Raw genomic sequence first — 19,740 nt, forward strand, 5'->3', positions numbered from 1 at the left:
TCTGGTGGCGTGTGACGGTTGAAAATCTGCAGTTACGCTACTACGGATTGGGGCCGCTTTATATTTGCGGACTTCTAAATTTCTGTTGAAGGGAACGGCAAACGAAGTCCAAATTGGGGCGAAGCCTTTGTCTCATTCTTTGATGTCGCTCTCAAGACTTCATCCACAGCTGCAATGCGCCGGATTCCTTGCCCGCCAGCCTCTTCTGGGCTAGTCAAGGCCTATGGGACAAGAGATTTTACCGCCTTCCGGCGGCGACGACGATAACATCCAGCCGGTCGACCTCAAGGCGGCGCTCGAGCAGCGTTACCTTGCCTATGCGCTATCGACCATCATGCACCGCGCCCTGCCTGACGTGCGCGACGGGCTGAAGCCGGTCCATCGCCGCATCGTCTACGCGATGAACGAGATGGGGCTGAGGCCGACTTCGGCCTTCAGGAAATGCGCCAAGATCGTTGGCGAGGTGATGGGTAACTACCATCCGCACGGCGACCAGTCGATCTACGACGCGCTCGCCCGTCTCGCCCAGGATTTCTCGCAACGTTATACGCTGGTGAACGGCCAGGGCAATTTCGGCAATATCGATGGCGATAGCCCCGCCGCCATGCGTTACACTGAATCGAAGATGACGGCGGTCTCGGAACTGCTGCTCGAAGGCATCGATCAGGACGCGGTCGATTTCCGCGACACCTACGACGAATCGAATTCCGAGCCGGTCGTCCTTCCCGGCGCCTTCCCGAACCTGCTTGCCAACGGCTCCTCCGGCATCGCCGTCGGCATGGCGACCTCGATCCCGTCGCACAATGCCCATGAGCTGTGCGACGCGGCCCTGCATCTGATCAAGCATCCGGATGCGACCGTCGAAAAGCTCGTCGAATTCATTCCCGGCCCGGATTTCCCGACCGGCGGCATCATCATCGACAGCCGCGACAGCATCATCGAGAGCTACCGCACCGGCCGCGGCGGTTTCCGCGTGCGGGCGAAATGGCAGACGGAGGATCTCGGCCGCGGCGGCTATCAGATCGTCGTCACCGAAATTCCCTTCCAGGTACAGAAATCGCGGCTGATCGAAAAGATCGCCGAGCTGCTGATCGCCCGCAAGCTGCCGCTCCTGGAAGATATTCGCGACGAATCGGCCGAGGACATCCGTATTGTCCTGGTGCCGAAGTCCCGCAGCGTCGATCCGACGATCCTGATGGAATCGATGTTCAAGCTGACGGAGCTCGAAAGCCGCTTCCCGCTCAACATGAATGTTCTGTCCATGGGCCGCATCCCCAAGGTCATGGCGCTGAACGAGGTGTTGAAGGAGTGGCTCGACCATCGTCGCGAGGTCCTGCAGCGCCGGTCGCGCTTCCGTCTGGCGGCGATCGACAGACGTCTCGAAATCCTCGGCGGCCTGTTGATCGCTTACCTCAACATCGACGAGGTGATCCAGATCATCCGCGAGGAAGACGAGCCGAAGCCGGTCATGATGGCGCGATGGGATCTGTCCGACAATCAGGTCGAGGCGATCCTCAATATGCGGCTGCGCGCCCTGCGCAGGCTGGAAGAGTTCGAGATCCGCAAGGAGTTCGACGAACTCACCAAGGAGAAGGGCGAGATCGAGGCCCTGCTTGCCTCCGACGACAAGCAGTGGCAGACGGTCGCCTGGGAAATCGGCGAAGTGAAGAAGAAATTCGCCAAGGCGACCGAGGTCGGCCGCCGCCGGACCCAGTTTGCCGATGCGCCCGAGACCGATGAGGAAGCAATCCAGCAGGCGATGATCGAGAAGGAACCGATCACTGTCGTCATTTCCGAGAAGGGGTGGATCCGCGCCCTGAAGGGCCATATCGCCGATACGGCGACGCTGACTTTCAAGGAAGGCGACGGCCTGAAGGTGGCCTTCCCAGCTCAGACGACGGACAAGATCCTGATCGTCACGACAGGCGGCAAGGCCTTCACACTCGGTGGCGACAAGCTGCCGGGCGGTCGCGGCCACGGCGAGCCGCTGCGCATCATGGTCGACATGGATAACGACCAGGCGGTGCTGACCGCCTTCGTCCACGATCCCTCGCGCAAGCAGCTGATCGTCTCGACGGCCGGCAACGGCTTCGTCGTTCCTGAGGCCGAACTGGTCGCCAATACGCGCAAGGGCAAGCAGATCATGAACGTCTCGCTGCCGGAGGAAACGCAGCTGCTGGTGCCTGTCACCGGCGATCATGTCGCCGTCGTCGGCGAGAACCGCAAGTTGCTGGTCTTCCCGCTCGTGCAGGTGCCGGAAATGTCGCGCGGCAAGGGCGTTCGCCTGCAGCGCTACAAGGATGGCGGCATTTCCGACATCCGCTGCTTTGCGATATCAGAAGGCCTCGTCTGGGAAGACAGCGCCGGCCGCACCTTCACCAAGAACAAGGACGAGCTCGCCGAATGGCTGGGTGATCGCGCCACCGCCGGACGCACCGTGCCGAAGGGCTTCCCGCGCAGCGGCAAATTCGCCGGCTAGGGTTAATCCATCCGGCAGAATTACGCGGCGGTTTTCCCGGGGAATTGCGTGAAAAGAAAGAGACAGAGCATCTCCGACGGGGATACTTCGAGGCATAAAAATTCGGTGTTCGGCTCTTGGCGGGCGCCGGAACTTCTCTATGTCATTGCTGTTATCCAAAAGAAGAGAAGGCCGGTTCCGTGGGCGGACGGAACGGCTGTGGCCCGTGCGCTAGGGAAGGCGCGCGCGCCCTTACGGAGGAAAATCGATGCCCGCCAGCACCATCAAATTGCATGTCAGCCAGACCTACAGAGTGCCGCCCGCTGTCGTCTACGACGCCTGGCTCAACCCGGAAATCGCCCGCCGCTTCCTGTTTGCCACCGATGACGGCCATGTCATCCGCGCCGATATAGACCCACGTGTCGGCGGTCGTTTTTTCATCGTCGACCGCCGCCCGACCGGTGACGCCTTTCACCAGGGCGTTTTTCTGGAATTGAAGCGCCCGCGCCGCATGGTCTTCAGCTTCTCCGTCGAGGAGCATGACCACAATTGTGACCGGGTCGAAATCGACATCGAGCCTCTCGGCGGCGGCAGCCGCCTGACGCTGACCCATGAAATGTGCGCCGAATGGGCCGCACACGAAGAAAAGACCCGGCGGGGCTGGGCGCATGTCGTCGAGGGGCTAGGTAGGGAACTGGAGCAGCAGCAGTTGAAGCCTACGGGTTGAGCGGTATGCTGAAATCCCGAAGGAAGCGGGTCGCACCCTCTTCGTCGATCTCGCCGGCGGCGACGGCAAGAACGAAGGCATAGAGATTGGCGTCGGTCGTTTCGATCTCGTAGCCATTTTCGAGAAGGAAGACACCGGCGGTCACAATCGCGATCCGTTTGTTGCCGTCGACGAAAGCGTGGTTACGGGCAAGGCCGAATAAATAGGCGGCGGCGAGTTCCATAGCGTCGTTGCAGCCGTAATGCGCCTTGTGCATCGGCCGTCCGAGAGCGGACTCCAGCGCGCCTTCGTCACGCAGTCCGGCGAGCCCGCCGAAGCGCTCGATCTGCATTTTCTGCAGGCTCTCCACCAGTGGTCTCGTCAGGAATTTGAAGGCCATTATTCGGCCAGTTTTTTCAAGGCGACCTTATACTTGTCCATGAAATAGCGCGCCGCCTCAAGCTGGCGGGACAAATCTTCGTCAGCCGGCCTCAAATTGATGCCGCCGTTTTGCATCTCCAACTCCAGCGAGTCGCCCGTCTTCAATCCAAGCCGGTCAAGAACCTCCTTCGGGATAATAACACCCTCAGAATTGCCGATCTTGCGGATTGTGACATTCATCGTTCGATCCTCCGTAATAACAGAGTTATAACATCGGGCCGGTCCGGCGACAACGTCTTATTCCGCTGGTTGCCCGATGCTCTTCCGTCGCGCCATCCAGAGGGAATGCGAGCCAATCGTCGCCACCAGGATGCCGCCGCCGACGAGCGTCATCGCCGTCGGCGTCTCGTTGAAGATCAGCCAGACCCAGATCGGCGCGAGCACCGTTTCGAGCAGGTAGAACATGCCAACCTCAGGAGCGGAGAGATAACGCGGCCCCGTCGCAAGGCACCAGAAGGCGACCGGCATCACGATGGCGCCATTGAACAGGATCCAGCCGGGATGGGCGATGGCAAGCCCTGAGGGCAGCGCCAGCGCGAGGCCGAGTGCGGCCGGCAGGATGGCGGCCAGCAACGGCACGAAGCCCATTTCCCGGCGCGAGGCGCGCCCGACCGTAATGGCCGCGGCAAGGATAAGCGCGCTCAGAAGCGCCATGGCGTCGCCGAAAATGTGGCCGCTGGAAAGTCCGTCGCTCACGATCAGTCCAACGCCCGATATCATGAACACCATCGCAATCAGCGTCGCGACCGATGGCTTCTCCTTGAGGAACAGCCAGGAAAGGAGCGCCCCGAACATCGGGTTGAAGGCGACGATGAAGACGACATTGGCTGTGGCCGTGTTGAAGACGGAGAGCACGAAGGTGAGGGAAGAAAGGCCATAGAGCAGGCCGGCGAGCAGGCCGGCCCGCCCCGGAACGAGAATCGGCCATTTGCCCGAGGCAAGGCGCATCGCGCCGAGCATGGCAAGGGTGGCGAGAACCGTTGCCGCGCTTCGCATTCCCAGGATCGACCAGATGTCGCCTTCGCCAAGTCGGACGAGCGGGATGTCCATGGAAAGCGCCAGCCCGCCGATCGCCGTCAGCAGCAAACCCCTCCCGTGGTCAGAAGTGGTGGGGGGCATTCAGTCGTGGGTGCTTTCGGGCATGGAGGAGGGGTCGAAACGTTCCCAGCCGCGCGGCGTCAGATGCTCCTGCGGCTGGAAGCGGGTCTTGTAGTCCATTTTCCGCGATCCCTGAACCCAGTAGCCGAGATAGACATGCGGCAGGCCGAGCGCCTTCGTGCGCCTGACATGGTCGAGGATCATGAAGGTACCGAGCGACCGGCGCTCGAGCGCCGGATTGAAATAGGAATAGACCATCGACAGCCCGTCGCTCATCGTGTCGGTCAGCGCGGCGGCCAGCAGCTCGCCCTTCGGACGCTCCTCCAGCCCGGAACCTTCCTCACGCCGGCGGTATTCGACGATTCGCGTATTCACATGCGTGTCTTCCACCATGATCGCGTAGTCGAGCACGGTCATATCGGACATGCCGCCCTGCTGGTGGCGAAAATCGAGGTAGCGTCGGAAGAGCGAATATTGCTCGCTGGAAGGCTGGGCCGCAAATTCGGTCGTGATGATATCGGAATTGGCGGCAAGCACCCGCTTCATCGATTTCGTCGGTTCGAATTCCTGGGCGAGGATGCGCACGGAAACGCAGGCGCGACAGGATTCGCAGGCGGGACGGTAGGCGATGTTCTGCGAGCGGCGGAACCCGCCCTGGGTCAGGATGTCGTTCATCTCGGCGGCGCGCGGCCCGACGAGATGAGTGAATACCTTGCGCTCCATCTCATGCGGCAGATAGGGACACGCAGCCGGAGCCGTCAGATAAAACTGCGGTGATGGCGTCGTCTGCGTATTCATTTCTCGCGGAAATTTCCTTGTCGATACAGTGCCGTTTTCTGACAGCATGACCTAAGAATAGAAAACGTCAACAGCGCGGCGGTCTCCGCCTTTCATTTCGGTCTTCTAATTTTGGATATGGAGCGTCGTCATCCCGGGCACAGGGAAGGCGGAAACCTTTTTCGCCACCGCCGCGAGGCCTCTGCATGTCTCAGGCGGTGCGCACGGTCACCGTGCCGACCAGCAGGTCGTGGATGAGGCGGCTGCGCTCGATAAACAGGCCGGCAAGCAGGATCAGCGGCGTCAGCACCGAATTGAGGATCCAGAACAGCGCCAGATGCACGATCGCCGTCAGGAAATCCATCGGCCGTCCATCGACGCGCACGATCGCGATTCCCATTGCCCGCATGCCGAGCGAGGCCTGGCTCGGTCCGCCGACGGTCAGACCGAAATAAATGCCGGCGACGATGACGAAAAGGGCAGGGTAGAGGAGAAAGCCGAGGCCGAGCGTGATGATCGACAGGAAGAACAGCACGATCGCCGCGGGAATCCACAGCAGCGCCACGATGAGGTAGTCGAGGATGAAGGCAAGGACTCGCCGGCTCAACACGCCGCTATAGGCGCGCCAGTCCTCCGGTGCGGCATAAAGCGGATTGGGGTTGTAGCTCATCTCGATCTCCTGCGAAAAGCGATGCCGCTGATATGGTATCGCCAAGACAGAATGCAATAATCTGCCCCGAAATCGCCGATCTGCCTCGAAATCACCGTTTGCTGAGAATTTTTGCCACCTCCACCGCGAAATAGGTCAGGATGCCGTCACACCCCGCCCGCTTGAACGATAGCAGCGTTTCGAGCATCGCCCGCTCGCCGTCGATCCAGCGGTGCATCGCTGCAGCCTTGATCTGGGTATATTCGCCGGAAACTTGATAGGCGAAAGTCGGCAGGCCGAAGGCCTCCTTCATCCGCCAGCAGATATCGAGATAGGGCAGGCCAGGCTTGACCATCAGCATGTCGGCGCCTTCCTCGACGTCGAGAGCCGCATCGCGGATCGCTTCGGTGCCATTGGCAGGGTCGATGTAATAGGTCTTCTTGTCGCCCTTCAGCAGTCCGCCTGTCGAGATCGCCTCGCGATAGGGTCCGTAAAAGGCGGAGGCGAATTTCGTCGCATAGCTCATGATGCCGACGCTCTGGTGGCCGGCGGCATCGAGTGCCCGGCGGATCGCGCCGATCCGCCCGTCCATCATTTCCGACGGAGCGATGATGTCGGCGCCGGCATCGGCCTGCATCACGGCGGCGCGTGCCACCTGGTCGACTGTCTCGTCGTTGACGATCTCGCCGTCTCTCAGAATGCCGTCATGGCCATGGCTGGTGAACGGGTCGAGCGCGACATCGGTAATGACGCCGATATTGGGCACCGCTTTCTTGATCGCCGCCGTTGCCTGATTGATCAGGTTATTGGCCTCGAGGCTGTTCGATCCGGTCTCGTCGCGCAGTTCCATCTCGATATTGGGAAAGGTTGCCAGCGCCGGAATGCCGAGACCGGCGGCTTCCCGAGCAGCTTCGACGGCTTTGTCGATGCTCATGCGGTTGACGCCGGGCATGGCTGCGATCGGATCGACGATACCGGAGCCGGGCACGATGAAGATTGGCAAGATCAGGTCATCGACCGTCAGCCGGTTTTCCTGCACCAGCCGGCGTGTCCAATCCGCCTTGCGGTTGCGCCGCATGCGGCGATGGCCGGTGATGTCGTCGACGAGATGCGTCTTGTCCTGCATGATATCTATCCCCAGACCATTCCATTTATCGGAGGGCTCATTATCATGGCGCCCGGAAAATCCAAACCGGACGATTGGCCGCGGCGGATAAACTGCTTGTAACGATCCGATACCGAACCGATGTTTGCGCCATGGAAACCGATTCCCCGACGATACCGAAACGCACGCTGGCGGACCTTCTCTTCATCCTCTTCCTGAGGCTGGTCGCCGTATCCTGCTTCTGGTTCGGCCTGCAATACTGGGCGATGCTCGTCGGCTATTCCTTGGTCGGCGCCGGCCGCTTCGATCTTTTGAGCCTGCCGTGGAAGGTGGCGAGCACCAGCCTCGCCGTGCTTTTCCCTGTCGCTTCGCTCGGTCTCTGGCTCACCGTTTCCTGGGGGCCGGTCATCTGGGTGCTGGCTGCCGGCGGCCAGATCCTGATGTATGGCCTGCTGCCAAATATTTTCGGCCCCAACCAGATGATCATCCTGCTGCATCTGATGGTCGCCGTCGTCTACTGGATTTTCCGCCTGCTGCTTTGGCTGGAAAAGCGCCGGCATCGCCGTCAGGTAAGCGTTGATTTACCCTGAGACAACGTGGAGTTTCCGGTAAGGCTCCATTAAGCCTGCGGTTTAAGTCGAATTTTATATGTATTCGATAGGGTCTCACTCAAGGCGGGAAGAAAACGACACCGCCAATCAAACAGTGAGGCAGTCAATATGAACACGAAAATCAAGCCGCAGGCGGTATCGAACTTCCGTGACCAGCAGGATCAGGGCATCCGTGATCTTTACATGGAATCCCTTCATCTTGTCGAACGTCTTCATCGCCGTCTTCTCGACGTCATCAAGGACGAGTTCGACCGTCAGGGCCGCAGCGACGTCAACGCCATCCAGGCGCTGCTCCTTTTCAACATCGGCAATTCCGAGCTGACCGCCGGCGAGCTGCGTTCACGTGGCTACTATCTCGGCTCCAATGTCTCCTACAACGTCAAGAAGCTGGTCGATCTCGGCTTCATCAATCACCAGCGCTCGCGCATCGACCGCCGCTCGGTCCGCATCAGCCTGACCGAAACCGGCCAGGACATCGCCGAAACGGTGGCCAAGCTTTACGAGCGCCACATCGCCTCGATCGACAAGGTCGGCGGCATCGGCACCGACGAGTTCACCCAGATGAACAAGCTGCTCCAGCGGCTCGATCGTTTCTGGAACGACTCGATCATGTATCGCCTCTAAGACCCTCGACCTCCTTTCAGGGTTGAAGAAAGCCGGATGCGTTCCCTGCGCGTCCGGTTTTGCCGTTGCGCCCGTGGCATCTTTGCAACGGATGGCGGCCAAGCGAAAAGGCCGGTATTCAAGCCGTTTTTTAGCCGTTATTAACCGGCACGTTTTACGCCGTCATATGGTTCGTTGCGTGATGAACTCGGCCATCGGCAGCTGTCCTCGGCCTGGCAACACGAATTGGCCATATTGGTGTGGCAGCGGAGTTCGACAACCGGCGCTTTCAATGGACCAGGAACGTTCAGGCTTTCGCATCGCAATCTTGTGATGCGGCGGGCCGAATTTTCCGATGCGCCGGGAGAACAAATGGACGGGATCTGCGTTACGGCGCGGTGATATCGCAAAAGGCCGCGCTTCCTATAGCGGCGTTCAGTGGTTGGGACTATGTCGAAGAAAAACGGAAATGAAGCTCTTTCGCGCCGCGCTTTCCTTGCGTCGGCGGCAACGGTCGGCGCTGGTGCGATTGCCGCGCCGGCCTTCGCGCAGTCGGCGCTCGATACGCTGATCAACGCGCCGCGCCGCGGCAACTGGGACGACCAGTTCGACGCCAAGGCGGCTTCGCGCACGGCAACCGCCGTCGTTTCCAATACACCAATCCTCGGTCCCCAGTCGGTTGCGAGCGCCCAGCAGGCGATCATGCAGTATCAGCAGATTGCCGCTGCCGGCGGCTGGCCCGAAGTCAATCCCGGTGATCAGCGCCTGCAGCTCGGTGTTTCCTCTCCCACCGTCCAGGCGCTGCGCCAGCGTCTCGCGATCACCGGCGACCTGCCGCGCGAGGCGGGCCTCTCCAATGCCTTCGATTCCTATGTCGACGGCGCCGTCAAGCGCTTCCAGGCGCGTCACGGCCTGCCGGCCGATGGCGTTCTCGGCGAATTCACGCTGAAGGCGATGAACATCCCGGCCGATGTCCGCCTGCAGCAGTTGAACACCAACCTCATCCGCCTGCAGACTTTCCCGGAAGATCTGGGTCGCCGTCACTTGATGGTCAACATTCCGGCTGCCTATGTGGAAGCCGTTGAAGACGGCAGCGTTGCGACGCGGCACACCGCGGTCGTCGGTCGTCTGAGCCGCCCGACGCATATCGTCAACTCGAAGGTCTATGAAGTCATTCTCAATCCGTATTGGACGGCACCGCGCTCGATCGTCGAGAAGGACATCATGCCGCTGATGCGCAAGGATCCGACCTATCTCGAAAAGAACGCCATCCGCCTGATCGACGGCAAGGGCAACGAGGTTTCCCCGGAGACCGTCGACTGGAATGGCGAGGCGCCGAACCTGATGTTCCGTCAGGATCCCGGCAAGATCAACGCCATGGCCTCGACGAAGATCAACTTCTACAACAAGAACGGCGAGTATATGCACGACACGCCGCAGCAGGGGTTGTTCAACAAGCTCATGCGCTTTGAATCGTCGGGCTGTGTGCGCGTTCAGAACGTGCGTGACCTGACGACCTGGCTGCTGCGCGAAACCCCCGGCTGGAGCCGCCAGCAGATGGAGCAGGTGATCGCCAGCGGCTTCAATACGCCGATCAAGCTCGCGGCGGAAGTTCCGGTCTATTTCGTCTATATCTCCGCCTGGGGCATGCCTGACGGCATCGTCCAGTTCCGCGACGACATCTATCAGATGGACGGCAATGCCGAGCTCGCGCTCGACACGACGGCAGGCATGGAGCAGCCGGTTCAGTAAGCGGCGACCTCTGAATCGCAACTTTGAGAACCGCGCTTCCGGGGCGCGGTTTTTTTATGCCGGGGAGGCGCTACCTCAGGTCGCCGCGATTCATCGGCGCCGCGCTGTCGCAAAATGGCGGGAGCGCGCGCTTTGCTCAGCAAATGTCGTTCTTCGTATTGCCCTTGTCACGGCGGAAGGCTAATACCTCAGCGCATTCCAGTTGAGGAGCCCGCCCATGACCAATGCTTCCACCGAATCCTTCTTCAATCGCTCGCTTGCGGACGTCGATCCGGAAATTTTCGGCGCGATCGGAAAGGAACTCGGTCGCCAACGGCACGAGATCGAACTGATCGCTTCCGAGAACATCGTCTCCCGCGCCGTGCTGGAAGCCCAGGGCTCCATCATGACCAACAAATATGCCGAGGGTTACCCGGGCAAGCGCTACTATGGTGGCTGCCAGTTCGTCGATATCGCCGAGGAGCTGGCGATCGAGCGCGCCAAGAAGCTGTTCGGCGTCAATTTCGCCAACGTCCAGCCGAATTCCGGTTCGCAGATGAACCAGGCCGTGTTCCTGGCGCTGCTGCAGCCCGGCGATACCTTCATGGGTCTCGACCTGAATTCGGGCGGCCACCTCACGCACGGCTCGCCGGTCAACATGTCCGGCAAGTGGTTCAACGTCGTTTCCTACGGCGTGCGCGAAGGCGACAACCTGCTCGATATGGACGAAGTCGCCCGCAAGGCCAAAGAGCACAAGCCGAAGCTGATCATCGCCGGTGGCACCGCCTATTCCCGTATCTGGGACTGGAAGCGCTTCCGCGAGATCGCCGACAGCGTCGGCGCCTATCTGATGGTCGACATGGCCCATATCGCCGGTCTCGTCGCCGGCGGCCAGCATCCGTCGCCGTTCCCGCACTGCCATGTTGCGACGACGACGACCCACAAGTCGCTGCGCGGCCCGCGCGGCGGCGTCATCCTCACCAATGAGGAGGAACTGGCGAAGAAGTTCAACTCGGCCGTCTTCCCCGGTCTGCAGGGTGGTCCGCTCATGCACATCATCGCCGCCAAGGCCGTTGCCTTCGGCGAGGCGCTGCAGCCGGAATTCAAGGAATACGCTGCTCAGATCGTCAAGAACGCCCGTACACTTGCCGAAACGCTGATCGCAGGTGGCCTGGACGTCGTCTCCGGCGGGACCGACAACCATCTGATGCTCGTCGACCTGCGCAAGAAGAACGCCACCGGCAAGCGCGCCGAGGCGGCGCTCGGCCGCGCCTACATCACCTGCAACAAGAACGGCATTCCCTTCGATCCGGAAAAGCCCTTCGTCACTTCGGGCGTGCGTCTCGGCGCCCCGGCCGGCACGACCCGCGGCTTCAAGGAAGCCGAATTCCGCGAGATCGGCAATCTGATCGTCGAGGTCCTCGACGGCCTGAAGGTTGCCAACTCCGATGAAGGCAACGCCGCCGTCGAAGCCGCCGTTCGCGGCAAGGTAGTCAATCTCACGGAGCGCTTCCCCATGTATGGCTACATGGGGTAAGGAGTAGGGATGCGCTGCCCCTATTGCGGTTCGGAAGATACACAGGTCAAGGATTCGCGTCCGGCGGAGGACAATACGTCCATCCGCCGGCGGCGTATTTGTCCGGATTGCGGCGGCCGTTTCACCACCTTCGAGCGCGTGCAGTTGCGCGAGCTGATGGTCATCAAGAAGACCGGCCGCAAGGTGCCCTTCGACCGCGACAAGCTGGTGCGCTCCTTCGAGGTGGCGTTGCGCAAGCGCCCGGTCGAGCGGGACCGCATCGAGCGCGCCGTTTCCGGCATCGTCCGCCGGCTCGAAAGCTCCGGTGAGACCGAAATTTCCTCCGAGCAGATCGGCCTGCAGGTGCTGGAAGCCATGAAGAGCCTCGACGATGTCGGCTTCGTGCGCTACGCCTCCGTCTACCGGGATTTCTCGCTTGCCGAGGATTTCGAGAAGGTCATTTCCGAAATCAATGCCAAGATTGCCCGCGACCCGCTGGACGGATGAGCCATGAGCGTCGCGGGGGATGACGAAGGTTTCATGGCTGCGGCGATCCGCTTGTCGCGCCGGCATCTCGGCCGCACCGCCACCAACCCTTCCGTCGGCTGCCTGATTGTCAGGAATGGCGCGATCGTTGGCAGTGCAGTCACGGCGCTCGGCGGCCGCCCGCATGCCGAGCCGCAGGCGCTCGCCGAAGCCGGCGAACTTGCCCGCGGCGCTACCGCCTATGTGACGCTCGAACCCTGCTCGCATCACGGCAAGACGCCGCCCTGCGCCGACGCGCTGATCGCCTATGGCGTTGCCCGCGTCGTCATCAGCGTCACCGATCCCGACCCGCGGGTTTCGGGCCGCGGCATTTCCATGCTGCGCGACGCTGGTATCGAGGTGACGACAGGTGTGCTGGAGGCCGAGGGCCGGCGCTCGCTGGCCGGCTATCTCACCCGCCAGACGAAGAATCGGCCCTATGTGACTCTCAAGCTTGCGGTTTCCGCCGACGGCATGATCGGCCGCGAGGGGGAGGGGCAGGTGGCGATCACGGGGCCGCAGGCTCGCGCCGAAGTGCAAGCGTTGCGCGCCGAAACCGATGCGATCCTCGTCGGCATCGGCACCGCGATAGCAGACGATCCGCTGCTGACGGTGCGCACACCAGGGCTCGAAGCGCAATCGCCAATCCGCATTGTGCTCGATCCCTCGCTGGCATTGCCGCTGACGAGCAAGCTGGTGCAGACGGCGCGGGACGTGCCGGTGATTGTGGTGGCGAGCGAAGAAGTGTGGCCGCTATCGGCGGATGCGGAAGGATTACCCCCCTTTGTCCTGCCGGACATCTCTCCCACAAGCGGGGAGATCGGCAAGGGGCCTGCACTCAGTTCCCCATCTTCTGATAGCAATGTTCCCGCTTCGGCGAATTTTGGGCAGGGAGCAGGCTCCCAGCCAATCTCCCCCTTTGTGGGGGAGATGCCCGGCAGGGCAGAGGGGGGTGTTCCGTCCACCGACCCCGCCGACGTAGAATCCCGCCGCACCGCCCTCAAGGCGGTCGGCGTCGAGATCGTCTATTGCAATCCATACCATCCGGAAATCCTGCTGCCGGCCTTGGCAACACGCGGCATTTCCTCGCTTCTGGTCGAAGGTGGCGCAAAGACGGCGCGGCTTTTTCTCGAAGCAGGTCTCGTCGACCGCATCCAACTTTATCAGGCGCCTGTGGTGATCGGTCCGGGCGGTATTGAATCCCCCTTGCAGGTAACCGACATACCATCCGGTTTTACCCATACGGGCACTCGGATGTTCGGCGATGATCGCCTTGACGAATACGAAAGAGGGGTTTGATGTTTACGGGAATAGTCACCGATGTCGGCACGGTCGAATCCGTTTCTCCACTGAAGGAAGGCATCCGCTTGCGGGTCGCGACCGCCTATGATCCCAAGACGATCGACATGGGCGCTTCGATCTCGCATGCCGGGATTTGCTTGACCGTCACGGCGCTGCCGGCCGAAGGCAGCAACGGCCGCTGGTTCGAGGTTGAGGCATGGGAAGAGGCGCTGCGGCTGACGACGATCGGCACATGGCGGGAAGGCAGCCGCATAAATCTCGAACGGTCGCTGAAGATCGGCGACGAGCTCGGCGGCCATATCGTCTCCGGCCATGTCGACGGCAAGGCGGAAATTCTTTCGGTGACTTCGGAGGGCGATGCCACACGCTACCGCCTGCGCGCGCCCGAGCATCTGGCGAAATTCGTCGCCCCCAAGGGGTCGATCGCGCTCGACGGCACCTCGCTGACCGTCAATGCGGTCGACGGCACGGATTTCGACGTCCTGCTCATCCGCCACACGCTCGAGGTCACCACCTGGGGCGATCGCCAGGTGGGCGATTTCGTCAATTTCGAAGTCGATACCATGGCGCGTTATGCTGCCCGGCTGGCTGAATTCCCGAGCGCCTGAATCGCAAATCCTACCGGTTTTCAGGGCATGCCACGACTGTCCGCTTCGAGAGTCTGGCCGGCCAGGGCGTTCACCAAGCCGGGGACAGCTTCGTCAGATACAGGCCGTAGGCACTCTTGCCGTGCTTCTCAGCGAGCTTGGCGAGCTGGTCCTGCGAGATGTAACCCATGCGCCAGGCGACTTCTTCGGGGCAGGCGATCTTGAAGCCCTGGCGTTTCTCCAGCGTGCTGACGAAACCTGCGGCGTCGTGCAGACTGTCCGGTGTGCCCGTGTCGAGCCAGGCATAGCCCCGGCCCATCAGTTCAACGAAAAGCTGGCCGCGCTCGAGATAGGTGCGGTTGACATCGGTGATTTCCAATTCGCCGCGCGGGGACGGCTTCAGGTTGGCGGCGATATCGACCACCTGCTGGTCGTAGAAATAGAGGCCGGTCACCGCCCAGTTCGATTTTGGCTCCTTCGGCTTCTCCTCGATCGACAGCGCATTCATTTTTTCGTCAAAGCCAACAACGCCATAACGTTCCGGATCGGTGACGTGATAGGCGAAGACCGTCGCGCCTTCCCGCCGACTGGTGCCGGATTTCATGATTTCCGGCAGTCCGTGGCCGTAGAAGATATTGTCGCCGAGAACGAGTGCCGAGCTGTCGCCGTGCACGAAGTCGGCGCCGATGATGAAGGCCTGGGCGAGGCCGTCCGGGCTCGGCTGCACGGCATAGGTCAGCGAAACTCCCCATTGCGAGCCGTCGCCGAGAAGGCGCTTGAAGGCTTCGAGGTCGTGGGGCGTGGTGATGATCAGCAACTCCCTGATGCCGGCGAGCATGAGCGTCGTCAATGGATAGTAGATCATCGGCTTGTCGTAGACCGGCATCAACTGTTTCGAGACGGCCTGCGTGATCGGATGCAGACGCGTGCCCGTGCCGCCGGCGAGGATAATCCCCTTCATGCTTATCTCCTTAAAGACCTTTATTCAAAAGGTCTTGCATGACAATCGTCATGGATTGGTTCCACTCCGGGAGCCGGATTCCATATAGTCTGGCGAGCTTGTCGCCATTGAGACGCGAATTGGCAGGACGCTTCGCCGGTGTCGGATAGTCGGCCGTCGGGATGCGTTCGACGCTGACGTTTCTGCCGCCCGATTTAAGAAGCTCCGTGAATATCTCTTCGGCGAAGTCCGCCCAGCTTGCTTCGCCGCTGCCGGTCAGGTGAAAGATGCCGCGAAGCGATGGCGCGGGGTCTGCTACGATACGGGTTGCGATCGCAAGAACCGCGTCGGCGATGTCGAGTGCCGAAGTCGGGCATCCTGTCTGATCGGCGACAACGCGAAGATGATCGCGCGTCTCAGAAAGCCGCAGCATGGTTTTCAGGAAATTGCTGCCAAAGGGCGAATAGACCCAGGCGGTGCGCAAGATGACGTGGTTCGGGTTCGCCGCCGCGACGGCCTTCTCGCCCGCGAGCTTCGAACGCCCATAGACGGAGATCGGTGCCGTCGCGTCCTCCTCGCAATAGGGGGAGGCCTTGTCGCCGCTGAAGACGTAGTCCGTCGAAATGTGGATGACCGGGGCTCCGATCCGCGCGGCAGCCTCGGCAACAGCGCCGGCGCCAACGGCGTTGACGGAAAAAGCAAGCTCGGGTTCGCTCTCGGCCTTGTCGACCGCCGTATACGCCGCCGCCGAGACGATCACATCCGGGCGCAGGGCCGAGAAGGCAGCTGCGATGCTTGCAGGATCGGCAAGGTCCATTTCCGGACGGCCGACCGCGCTGATTTCGGCGCCCTTTTCGGCGCCGCGTCTGAGCAGCGACTGAACGACCTGGCCCTGTTTACCGGTGACGGCAATGCGCATTGCTTATCGTCCCTTGAAAACGCCGAGGCGTTCGCCGCAGTAGACGTTTTCGCGCAGCGGCCTCCACCACCATTCGTTTTCCAAGTACCAGCGTACGGTCTTCTCAATGCCGGTTTCGAAGGTCTCTTGCGCCTTCCAGCCGAGCTCGCTTTCGAGTTTCGAGGCATCGATTGCATAGCGTGCGTCGTGTCCGGGGCGGTCCGTGACGTGGGTGATCAGACGCGCATGCGGTCCCTTGTCACTGTAGACGCCGTCGAGAATAGCGCAGATGCGATGAACGACATCGATGTTCCTGCGCTCATTGCGGCCGCCCACATTGTATTTTTCGCCGGGGCGCCCTCTGGATGCGATCGTGAACAGCGCGCGGGCGTGGTCTTCGACATAGAGCCAGTCGCGAACATTCGCGCCGTTGCCGTAAACCGGAAGAGGCTTGCCCTCCAGTGCGTTGAGGATCATCAACGGAATGAGCTTTTCCGGAAAATGAAACGGGCCGTAGTTGTTGGAGCAATTGGAGACGACGACGGGCAGTCCGTAGGTGCGGTGCCAGGCGATCGCCAGATGGTCGCTCGCAGCCTTGGAGGCGGAGTATGGCGAGGACGGATCGTAAGGCGTCGTCTCCTCGAAGAGGCCCTCGTCGCCGAGCGAGCCATAGACCTCGTCCGTCGAGACATGCAGGAAGCGGAAGGCATTCTTGCGGCTGGCGTCAAGCCCATCCCAATAGTGCCGTGCGGCATCCAGCAGGCTGAATGTACCGACGATGTTGGTCTGAATGAAATCGGCCGCGCCCAAGATCGAGCGGTCGACATGGCTCTCGGCCGCCAGATGCGTGACGATATCCGGGCGGAAGGACGCGAATGCTTCCTGCATCCTGGCGCGGTCGCAGATGTCGGCGCGCAGGAATTGATAGTTCGGCGCCGATTCGACAGATTTCAGTGATGCCAGATTACCGGCATAGGTCAGCGTGTCGACATTCAGCACCTCGGCGCCCATCTCGCTGACGAGATGGCGCACCAATGCCGATCCAATGAAGCCCGCTCCCCCCGTGACCAGAATGCGCATCGTGGATCAATTCCTGGGTTGCTGTGGTGAATAGGAAAAATAGCTTGGCAATTCGGCAAGCCGCGGCAGCGTCTTGTCCTTATCTGATGACACGATGTCTCTCTCATCGAACGGCCAGCGAATCCCGATCAGCGGATCGTTCCACGCGATGCCACGATCATGCTGCGGACTGTAGGGCGCGGTTACCTTATAGCTGATGACGCTGTTCGGCTCGATCGTTGCGAATCCGTGTGCGAAACCGGGCGGAATCCACAGCTGCTTGCCGGTTTCCGGCGAGAGTTCCTGAGAGAGCCATTTGCCGAAGCTCGGTGATCCCACGCGGATATCGACGACGACATCCATGATCCGGCCGGCAAGGCAGCGTACCAGCTTGCCCTGTGCGAAGGGCGGAATTTGGAAATGCAGCCCGCGAACGGTTCCGGCCTGCGCCGAAAGTGATTCATTGTCCTGGACGAACGTGACGTTGGCTACGTTTTCCCGGAACCAGGCATCCTTGAATACCTCGGAGAAGTAGCCGCGGTGATCGCCGAAACGTGGCGGCGTGATTGCAACGATGCCCTCGATGGCCACGGTCTCAATGTGCATGACTTACCTTTTCTGCGGCCTTCATCAGGCGCCCGCCCTCATAACGCTCATCAGCATGTCCGCCTGCGAACGGCTCTGGATGAGCTCAAGGCCTTTCGCTGCAATGGCATCGCGTTTGTCGGCATCTGCGATCAGCTTGTGGCAGCGCTCGATCATGTCGTCATAGGGCTCAATTGCCAAGCCGTCGACGAAGGGCTGGAGATCTGGATCGCGGATATTGCCTTCCGTCAGCACGCAAACGCGATTGGCGAGCAGATAGGAAATGCGCACGATCTCGAAGACGCCGCTCGCATAATGATGGATGTTTATGACGATCTTCGCGCGGGCAATCGCCGCATCGCGCTCCGCCCCATAGATGTTGAAGAGATGCGCGACCTTCAGCCCGCTGTCGTTCAACGTCTTCAGGATATGGTGGCGGCGTTCGTTCATCGAACCGTAGAAGAGCACGTCGATATCCTTGACCGGGGCGTGCTGAATCTGGCTCAGGCAGCGGCTGTAACCGATTTCGAGAACTCCGGCGTGATCGATACCCTTGGCGGCAAGGTTTTCGCGGTTGCGCGGACTGTAGTCGAGCACCGGCATCGCCCTTAGGATCGACACATAGCGTGAATTGATCCAGCTGCTTTCTTCGGACACCTGCTCGAGATTGATGATAACGCTGTCCTGCGGCAGATGGCCGACGATTTCGGCGGGGAGAAGATTGCCGCCGTAGATGATCGGCGCACGGCCGGCGAATGCGTTCATGTCGCGGACGATCGGTGCCGAGCCGCCGAGTTCCTCGAAGGCACCTTGCAGGCCGAGCGCGACTTCGTCGAAGGCGTGGCTGTGATTGTAGTTTTCGGGCGTCACGATCCAGATGCAATGACGGTCTTTGTGTGCCTGCCATCCTCCGGCAAAGGGCTGCAACAGGTTTTGGAGCGGCTGCTCGATCTTCGCGGCCGGGATAGCGGGCCTTTCGGTTCGTACCGGCTGTTGCGGTACCGGAGAAGCGCCTGAAGGCTGCTGGGCATAGGCGCGCATCAATTCGCGGCCGCCGATGAACTGGCCGCGCGGCATCCAGCCGGGCGGATCATCGGCCCCCCAGATCAGGTGCGGCTGCTTGATGAGCGGCTGGCGGCCTTCCTGCCACGAGGTCAGGAGAGCCTCGTCACGGCTCCGCAGGAACGCTTCCTTGGCGGTGAAGAGGCCATGCAGCATCCGGCCGAGGCGGACACCGAACTTCCATTCGAAATCGGCAACGGTCGGTACGAAAGCGGCGATCTTCAACCCTGTGGCAGCAGCCTGCTGGACATAGAGCCCGAGCAGACGCTCGACCACGAAGGGGCGCATCGTCGCGTTGGCATCGCGTGAATAGTGCGCCGAACCGGAATAGGCAACGCCCGCCGGCGTGCCGCGGCGCGCTTCATTTTCAAACGATTCCAGAATACGTTCGCAGAAGGCGAAATATCCGGACCAGAACTTTTTGTTGCCGCAGAAATAATTGCAGAACACGAAGGCGGTTTTGTCTTGCGGCGGCGCGATCGGATAGCCGAGCTCCTGGATATGCAGGAAAATCGGTTCCATGCCGGGATGGCCGCCAAGCAGCGCATGCTCCCAGACGTTGCTGTAAATCGCGGCGTGGCCGATCAGCGGATTGTAGAGATAGGCATCAGCGCCTTCCGCCCTGGCCTTTTCCGCTTCGGTGACAAAGGATGGGAAGCTCGTCACCGACTTCACCTCGAACTTGCTGGAGAGCAGACCCCAGAACACGTCGTCGCCGAGACCGATCGCCTCGTGATGCTGATGCAGGGTGCGGAAGAGCTCGTATTCGCGGGTCCCCGCCTGCGTGTTGAACGAGATGTCGAGCGGCACGGCGGCCGCGTCGAGCTGGCTGCGCTGCGAAGGATCGAGATAAGGTTGATAGATGATGACGGATCCGGTGCGGTCAGCTTTTTCCGTCAGGAGCGCCAGATCAGGAAGGCCGGCTGGTAAAGAAGAAATGGACTGATTTATGGTCAAGGTGTCGTCCTTCGCGAATGGCTCCGTCTGCATGGCGATCCGCAGAACGGCAATTCGAGCCTGTTTAGTGCCTATTATTCGAGGTGAAACTTGCCCCACGCTGTTTGCAGAATTTTCGCTGGTCAGCCTG

19 protein-coding genes and 1 pseudogene are annotated in these 19,740 nt (G+C 61.0%); 9 read left to right on the forward strand and 11 right to left on the reverse strand.

Going from position 1 to position 19,740, the window contains the following annotated elements; translation table 11 throughout:
* The first annotated feature begins 223 nt into the window (after positions 1-223).
* Positions 224-2,479 (forward strand): DNA topoisomerase IV subunit A, encoded by a 2,256-nt coding sequence (gene parC / locus J0663_RS16440; RefSeq protein WP_207241360.1) that lies wholly within the window; start codon positions 224-226, stop codon positions 2,477-2,479.
* Between the two features lie 247 nt (positions 2,480-2,726).
* The gene (locus J0663_RS16445) at positions 2,727-3,185 is read left to right on the forward strand and encodes an SRPBCC family protein (RefSeq protein ID WP_207241361.1); all 459 of its coding nucleotides are present in this window, start codon (positions 2,727-2,729) and stop codon (positions 3,183-3,185) included.
* Here J0663_RS16445 and J0663_RS16450 read toward each other — a convergent pair.
* The 6 genes from J0663_RS16450 to hemB all read right to left on the reverse strand — a co-directional run bounded on the left by J0663_RS16450 (position 3,175) and on the right by hemB (position 7,255).
* Positions 3,175-3,564, reverse strand: a complete 390-nt coding sequence (locus J0663_RS16450) for a type II toxin-antitoxin system death-on-curing family toxin (protein ID WP_207241362.1) — start codon at positions 3,562-3,564, stop codon at positions 3,175-3,177. The genes J0663_RS16445 and J0663_RS16450 overlap by 11 nt on opposite strands.
* Positions 3,564-3,785, reverse strand: coding sequence for an AbrB/MazE/SpoVT family DNA-binding domain-containing protein (locus J0663_RS16455; protein ID WP_207241363.1), 222 nt, complete (start codon positions 3,783-3,785; stop codon positions 3,564-3,566). Before J0663_RS16455 ends, J0663_RS16450 begins: the two co-directional genes overlap by 1 nt.
* A gap of 57 nt (positions 3,786-3,842) precedes the next feature.
* Positions 3,843-4,724: a DMT family transporter gene (locus J0663_RS16460; protein WP_207241364.1), complete on the reverse strand. Its 882-nt coding sequence runs from the start codon at positions 4,722-4,724 to the stop codon at positions 3,843-3,845.
* Positions 4,725-5,501, reverse strand: a complete 777-nt coding sequence (locus J0663_RS16465) for an arginyltransferase (protein ID WP_207241365.1) — start codon at positions 5,499-5,501, stop codon at positions 4,725-4,727.
* A 190-nt stretch (positions 5,502-5,691) separates the two neighbouring features.
* The gene (locus tag J0663_RS16470; RefSeq protein WP_207241366.1) at positions 5,692-6,150 is read right to left on the reverse strand and encodes an RDD family protein; all 459 of its coding nucleotides are present in this window, start codon (positions 6,148-6,150) and stop codon (positions 5,692-5,694) included.
* A gap of 91 nt (positions 6,151-6,241) precedes the next feature.
* Positions 6,242-7,255, reverse strand: coding sequence for a porphobilinogen synthase (gene hemB / locus J0663_RS16475; protein WP_207241367.1), 1,014 nt, complete (start codon positions 7,253-7,255; stop codon positions 6,242-6,244).
* 131 nt (positions 7,256-7,386) lie between these two features.
* On the opposite strand from hemB, the gene J0663_RS16480 reads away from it, so the two are divergent.
* The 7 genes from J0663_RS16480 (at position 7,387) to J0663_RS16510 (ending at position 14,130) form a co-directional block, all read left to right on the forward strand.
* Entirely contained in the window at positions 7,387-7,824 is a 438-nt protein-coding gene (locus J0663_RS16480) for a DUF6163 family protein (RefSeq protein WP_207241368.1), read from the forward strand.
* Positions 7,825-7,953: 129 nt separating this feature from the next.
* Positions 7,954-8,469 (forward strand): transcriptional regulator LdtR, encoded by a 516-nt coding sequence (gene ldtR / locus J0663_RS16485; RefSeq protein WP_004673822.1) that lies wholly within the window; start codon positions 7,954-7,956, stop codon positions 8,467-8,469.
* Positions 8,470-8,898: 429 nt separating this feature from the next.
* Entirely contained in the window at positions 8,899-10,200 is a 1,302-nt protein-coding gene (locus J0663_RS16490; protein WP_207241369.1) for a L,D-transpeptidase family protein, read from the forward strand.
* Positions 10,201-10,417: 217 nt separating this feature from the next.
* Positions 10,418-11,716 carry a serine hydroxymethyltransferase gene (glyA, locus tag J0663_RS16495; RefSeq protein WP_207241370.1) on the forward strand — a complete coding sequence of 433 codons (1,299 nt, stop codon included), beginning with the start codon at positions 10,418-10,420 and terminating at the stop codon, positions 11,714-11,716.
* A gap of 9 nt (positions 11,717-11,725) precedes the next feature.
* A complete protein-coding gene (nrdR, locus tag J0663_RS16500) occupies positions 11,726-12,202 on the forward strand; it encodes a transcriptional regulator NrdR (protein WP_064706856.1) in 477 nt (158 codons plus the stop codon).
* 3 nt (positions 12,203-12,205) lie between these two features.
* On the forward strand, positions 12,206-13,519 hold the full coding sequence (ribD, locus tag J0663_RS16505) for a bifunctional diaminohydroxyphosphoribosylaminopyrimidine deaminase/5-amino-6-(5-phosphoribosylamino)uracil reductase RibD (protein ID WP_207241371.1): 1,314 nt from the start codon (positions 12,206-12,208) through the stop codon (positions 13,517-13,519).
* The gene (locus J0663_RS16510; protein ID WP_207241372.1) at positions 13,519-14,130 is read left to right on the forward strand and encodes a riboflavin synthase; all 612 of its coding nucleotides are present in this window, start codon (positions 13,519-13,521) and stop codon (positions 14,128-14,130) included. Before ribD ends, J0663_RS16510 begins: the two co-directional genes overlap by 1 nt.
* 70 nt (positions 14,131-14,200) lie before the next feature.
* On the opposite strand, the gene rfbA is transcribed toward J0663_RS16510, so the two are convergent.
* From rfbA to J0663_RS16535, 5 genes and pseudogenes are all read right to left on the reverse strand, one after another.
* Positions 14,201-15,070 (reverse strand): glucose-1-phosphate thymidylyltransferase RfbA, encoded by an 870-nt coding sequence (gene rfbA, locus J0663_RS16515; protein ID WP_207241373.1) that lies wholly within the window; start codon positions 15,068-15,070, stop codon positions 14,201-14,203.
* A gap of 10 nt (positions 15,071-15,080) precedes the next feature.
* A complete protein-coding gene (rfbD, locus tag J0663_RS16520) occupies positions 15,081-15,968 on the reverse strand; it encodes a dTDP-4-dehydrorhamnose reductase (RefSeq protein ID WP_207241374.1) in 888 nt (295 codons plus the stop codon).
* A 3-nt stretch (positions 15,969-15,971) separates the two neighbouring features.
* Positions 15,972-17,027 carry a dTDP-glucose 4,6-dehydratase gene (gene rfbB / locus J0663_RS16525; RefSeq protein WP_207241375.1) on the reverse strand — a complete coding sequence of 352 codons (1,056 nt, stop codon included), beginning with the start codon at positions 17,025-17,027 and terminating at the stop codon, positions 15,972-15,974.
* Positions 17,028-17,033: 6 nt separating this feature from the next.
* Complete coding sequence (gene rfbC / locus J0663_RS16530; RefSeq protein ID WP_207241376.1) at positions 17,034-17,612, reverse strand: dTDP-4-dehydrorhamnose 3,5-epimerase; 579 nt, start codon at positions 17,610-17,612, stop codon at positions 17,034-17,036.
* Positions 17,602-19,610 (reverse strand): annotated as a pseudogene (locus J0663_RS16535) (CgeB family protein). The gene rfbC and the pseudogene J0663_RS16535 overlap by 11 nt, the downstream one beginning before the upstream one ends.
* Between the last annotated feature and the right edge of the window lie 130 nt (positions 19,611-19,740).

It is taken from the genome of Rhizobium lentis (assembly GCF_017352135.1).
GTDB lineage: Bacteria > Pseudomonadota > Alphaproteobacteria > Rhizobiales > Rhizobiaceae > Rhizobium > Rhizobium lentis.

Excerpts from the sequence above, each read along its gene's own strand:
- J0663_RS16460 (WP_207241364.1), bottom strand. The coding sequence starts at position 4,724 with ATGCCCCCCACCACTTCTGACCACGGGAGGGGTTTGCTGCTGACGGCG.
- rfbA (WP_207241373.1), bottom strand. The coding sequence starts at position 15,070 with ATGAAGGGGATTATCCTCGCCGGCGGCACGGGCACGCGTCTGCATCCG.
- J0663_RS16480 (WP_207241368.1), top strand. The coding sequence starts at position 7,387 with ATGGAAACCGATTCCCCGACGATACCGAAACGCACGCTGGCGGACCTT.
- nrdR (WP_064706856.1), top strand. The coding sequence starts at position 11,726 with ATGCGCTGCCCCTATTGCGGTTCGGAAGATACACAGGTCAAGGATTCG.
- rfbC (WP_207241376.1), bottom strand. The coding sequence starts at position 17,612 with ATGCACATTGAGACCGTGGCCATCGAGGGCATCGTTGCAATCACGCCG.
- J0663_RS16510 (WP_207241372.1), top strand. The coding sequence starts at position 13,519 with ATGTTTACGGGAATAGTCACCGATGTCGGCACGGTCGAATCCGTTTCT.
- ldtR (WP_004673822.1), top strand. The coding sequence starts at position 7,954 with ATGAACACGAAAATCAAGCCGCAGGCGGTATCGAACTTCCGTGACCAG.
- parC (WP_207241360.1), top strand. The coding sequence starts at position 224 with ATGGGACAAGAGATTTTACCGCCTTCCGGCGGCGACGACGATAACATC.
- J0663_RS16445 (WP_207241361.1), top strand. The coding sequence starts at position 2,727 with ATGCCCGCCAGCACCATCAAATTGCATGTCAGCCAGACCTACAGAGTG.
- J0663_RS16490 (WP_207241369.1), top strand. The coding sequence starts at position 8,899 with ATGTCGAAGAAAAACGGAAATGAAGCTCTTTCGCGCCGCGCTTTCCTT.
- J0663_RS16450 (WP_207241362.1), bottom strand. The coding sequence starts at position 3,564 with ATGGCCTTCAAATTCCTGACGAGACCACTGGTGGAGAGCCTGCAGAAA.
- J0663_RS16465 (WP_207241365.1), bottom strand. The coding sequence starts at position 5,501 with ATGAATACGCAGACGACGCCATCACCGCAGTTTTATCTGACGGCTCCG.
- J0663_RS16470 (WP_207241366.1), bottom strand. The coding sequence starts at position 6,150 with ATGAGCTACAACCCCAATCCGCTTTATGCCGCACCGGAGGACTGGCGC.
- rfbD (WP_207241374.1), bottom strand. The coding sequence starts at position 15,968 with ATGCGCATTGCCGTCACCGGTAAACAGGGCCAGGTCGTTCAGTCGCTG.
- hemB (WP_207241367.1), bottom strand. The coding sequence starts at position 7,255 with ATGCAGGACAAGACGCATCTCGTCGACGACATCACCGGCCATCGCCGC.
- glyA (WP_207241370.1), top strand. The coding sequence starts at position 10,418 with ATGACCAATGCTTCCACCGAATCCTTCTTCAATCGCTCGCTTGCGGAC.
- rfbB (WP_207241375.1), bottom strand. The coding sequence starts at position 17,027 with ATGCGCATTCTGGTCACGGGGGGAGCGGGCTTCATTGGATCGGCATTG.
- ribD (WP_207241371.1), top strand. The coding sequence starts at position 12,206 with ATGAGCGTCGCGGGGGATGACGAAGGTTTCATGGCTGCGGCGATCCGC.
- J0663_RS16455 (WP_207241363.1), bottom strand. The coding sequence starts at position 3,785 with ATGAATGTCACAATCCGCAAGATCGGCAATTCTGAGGGTGTTATTATC.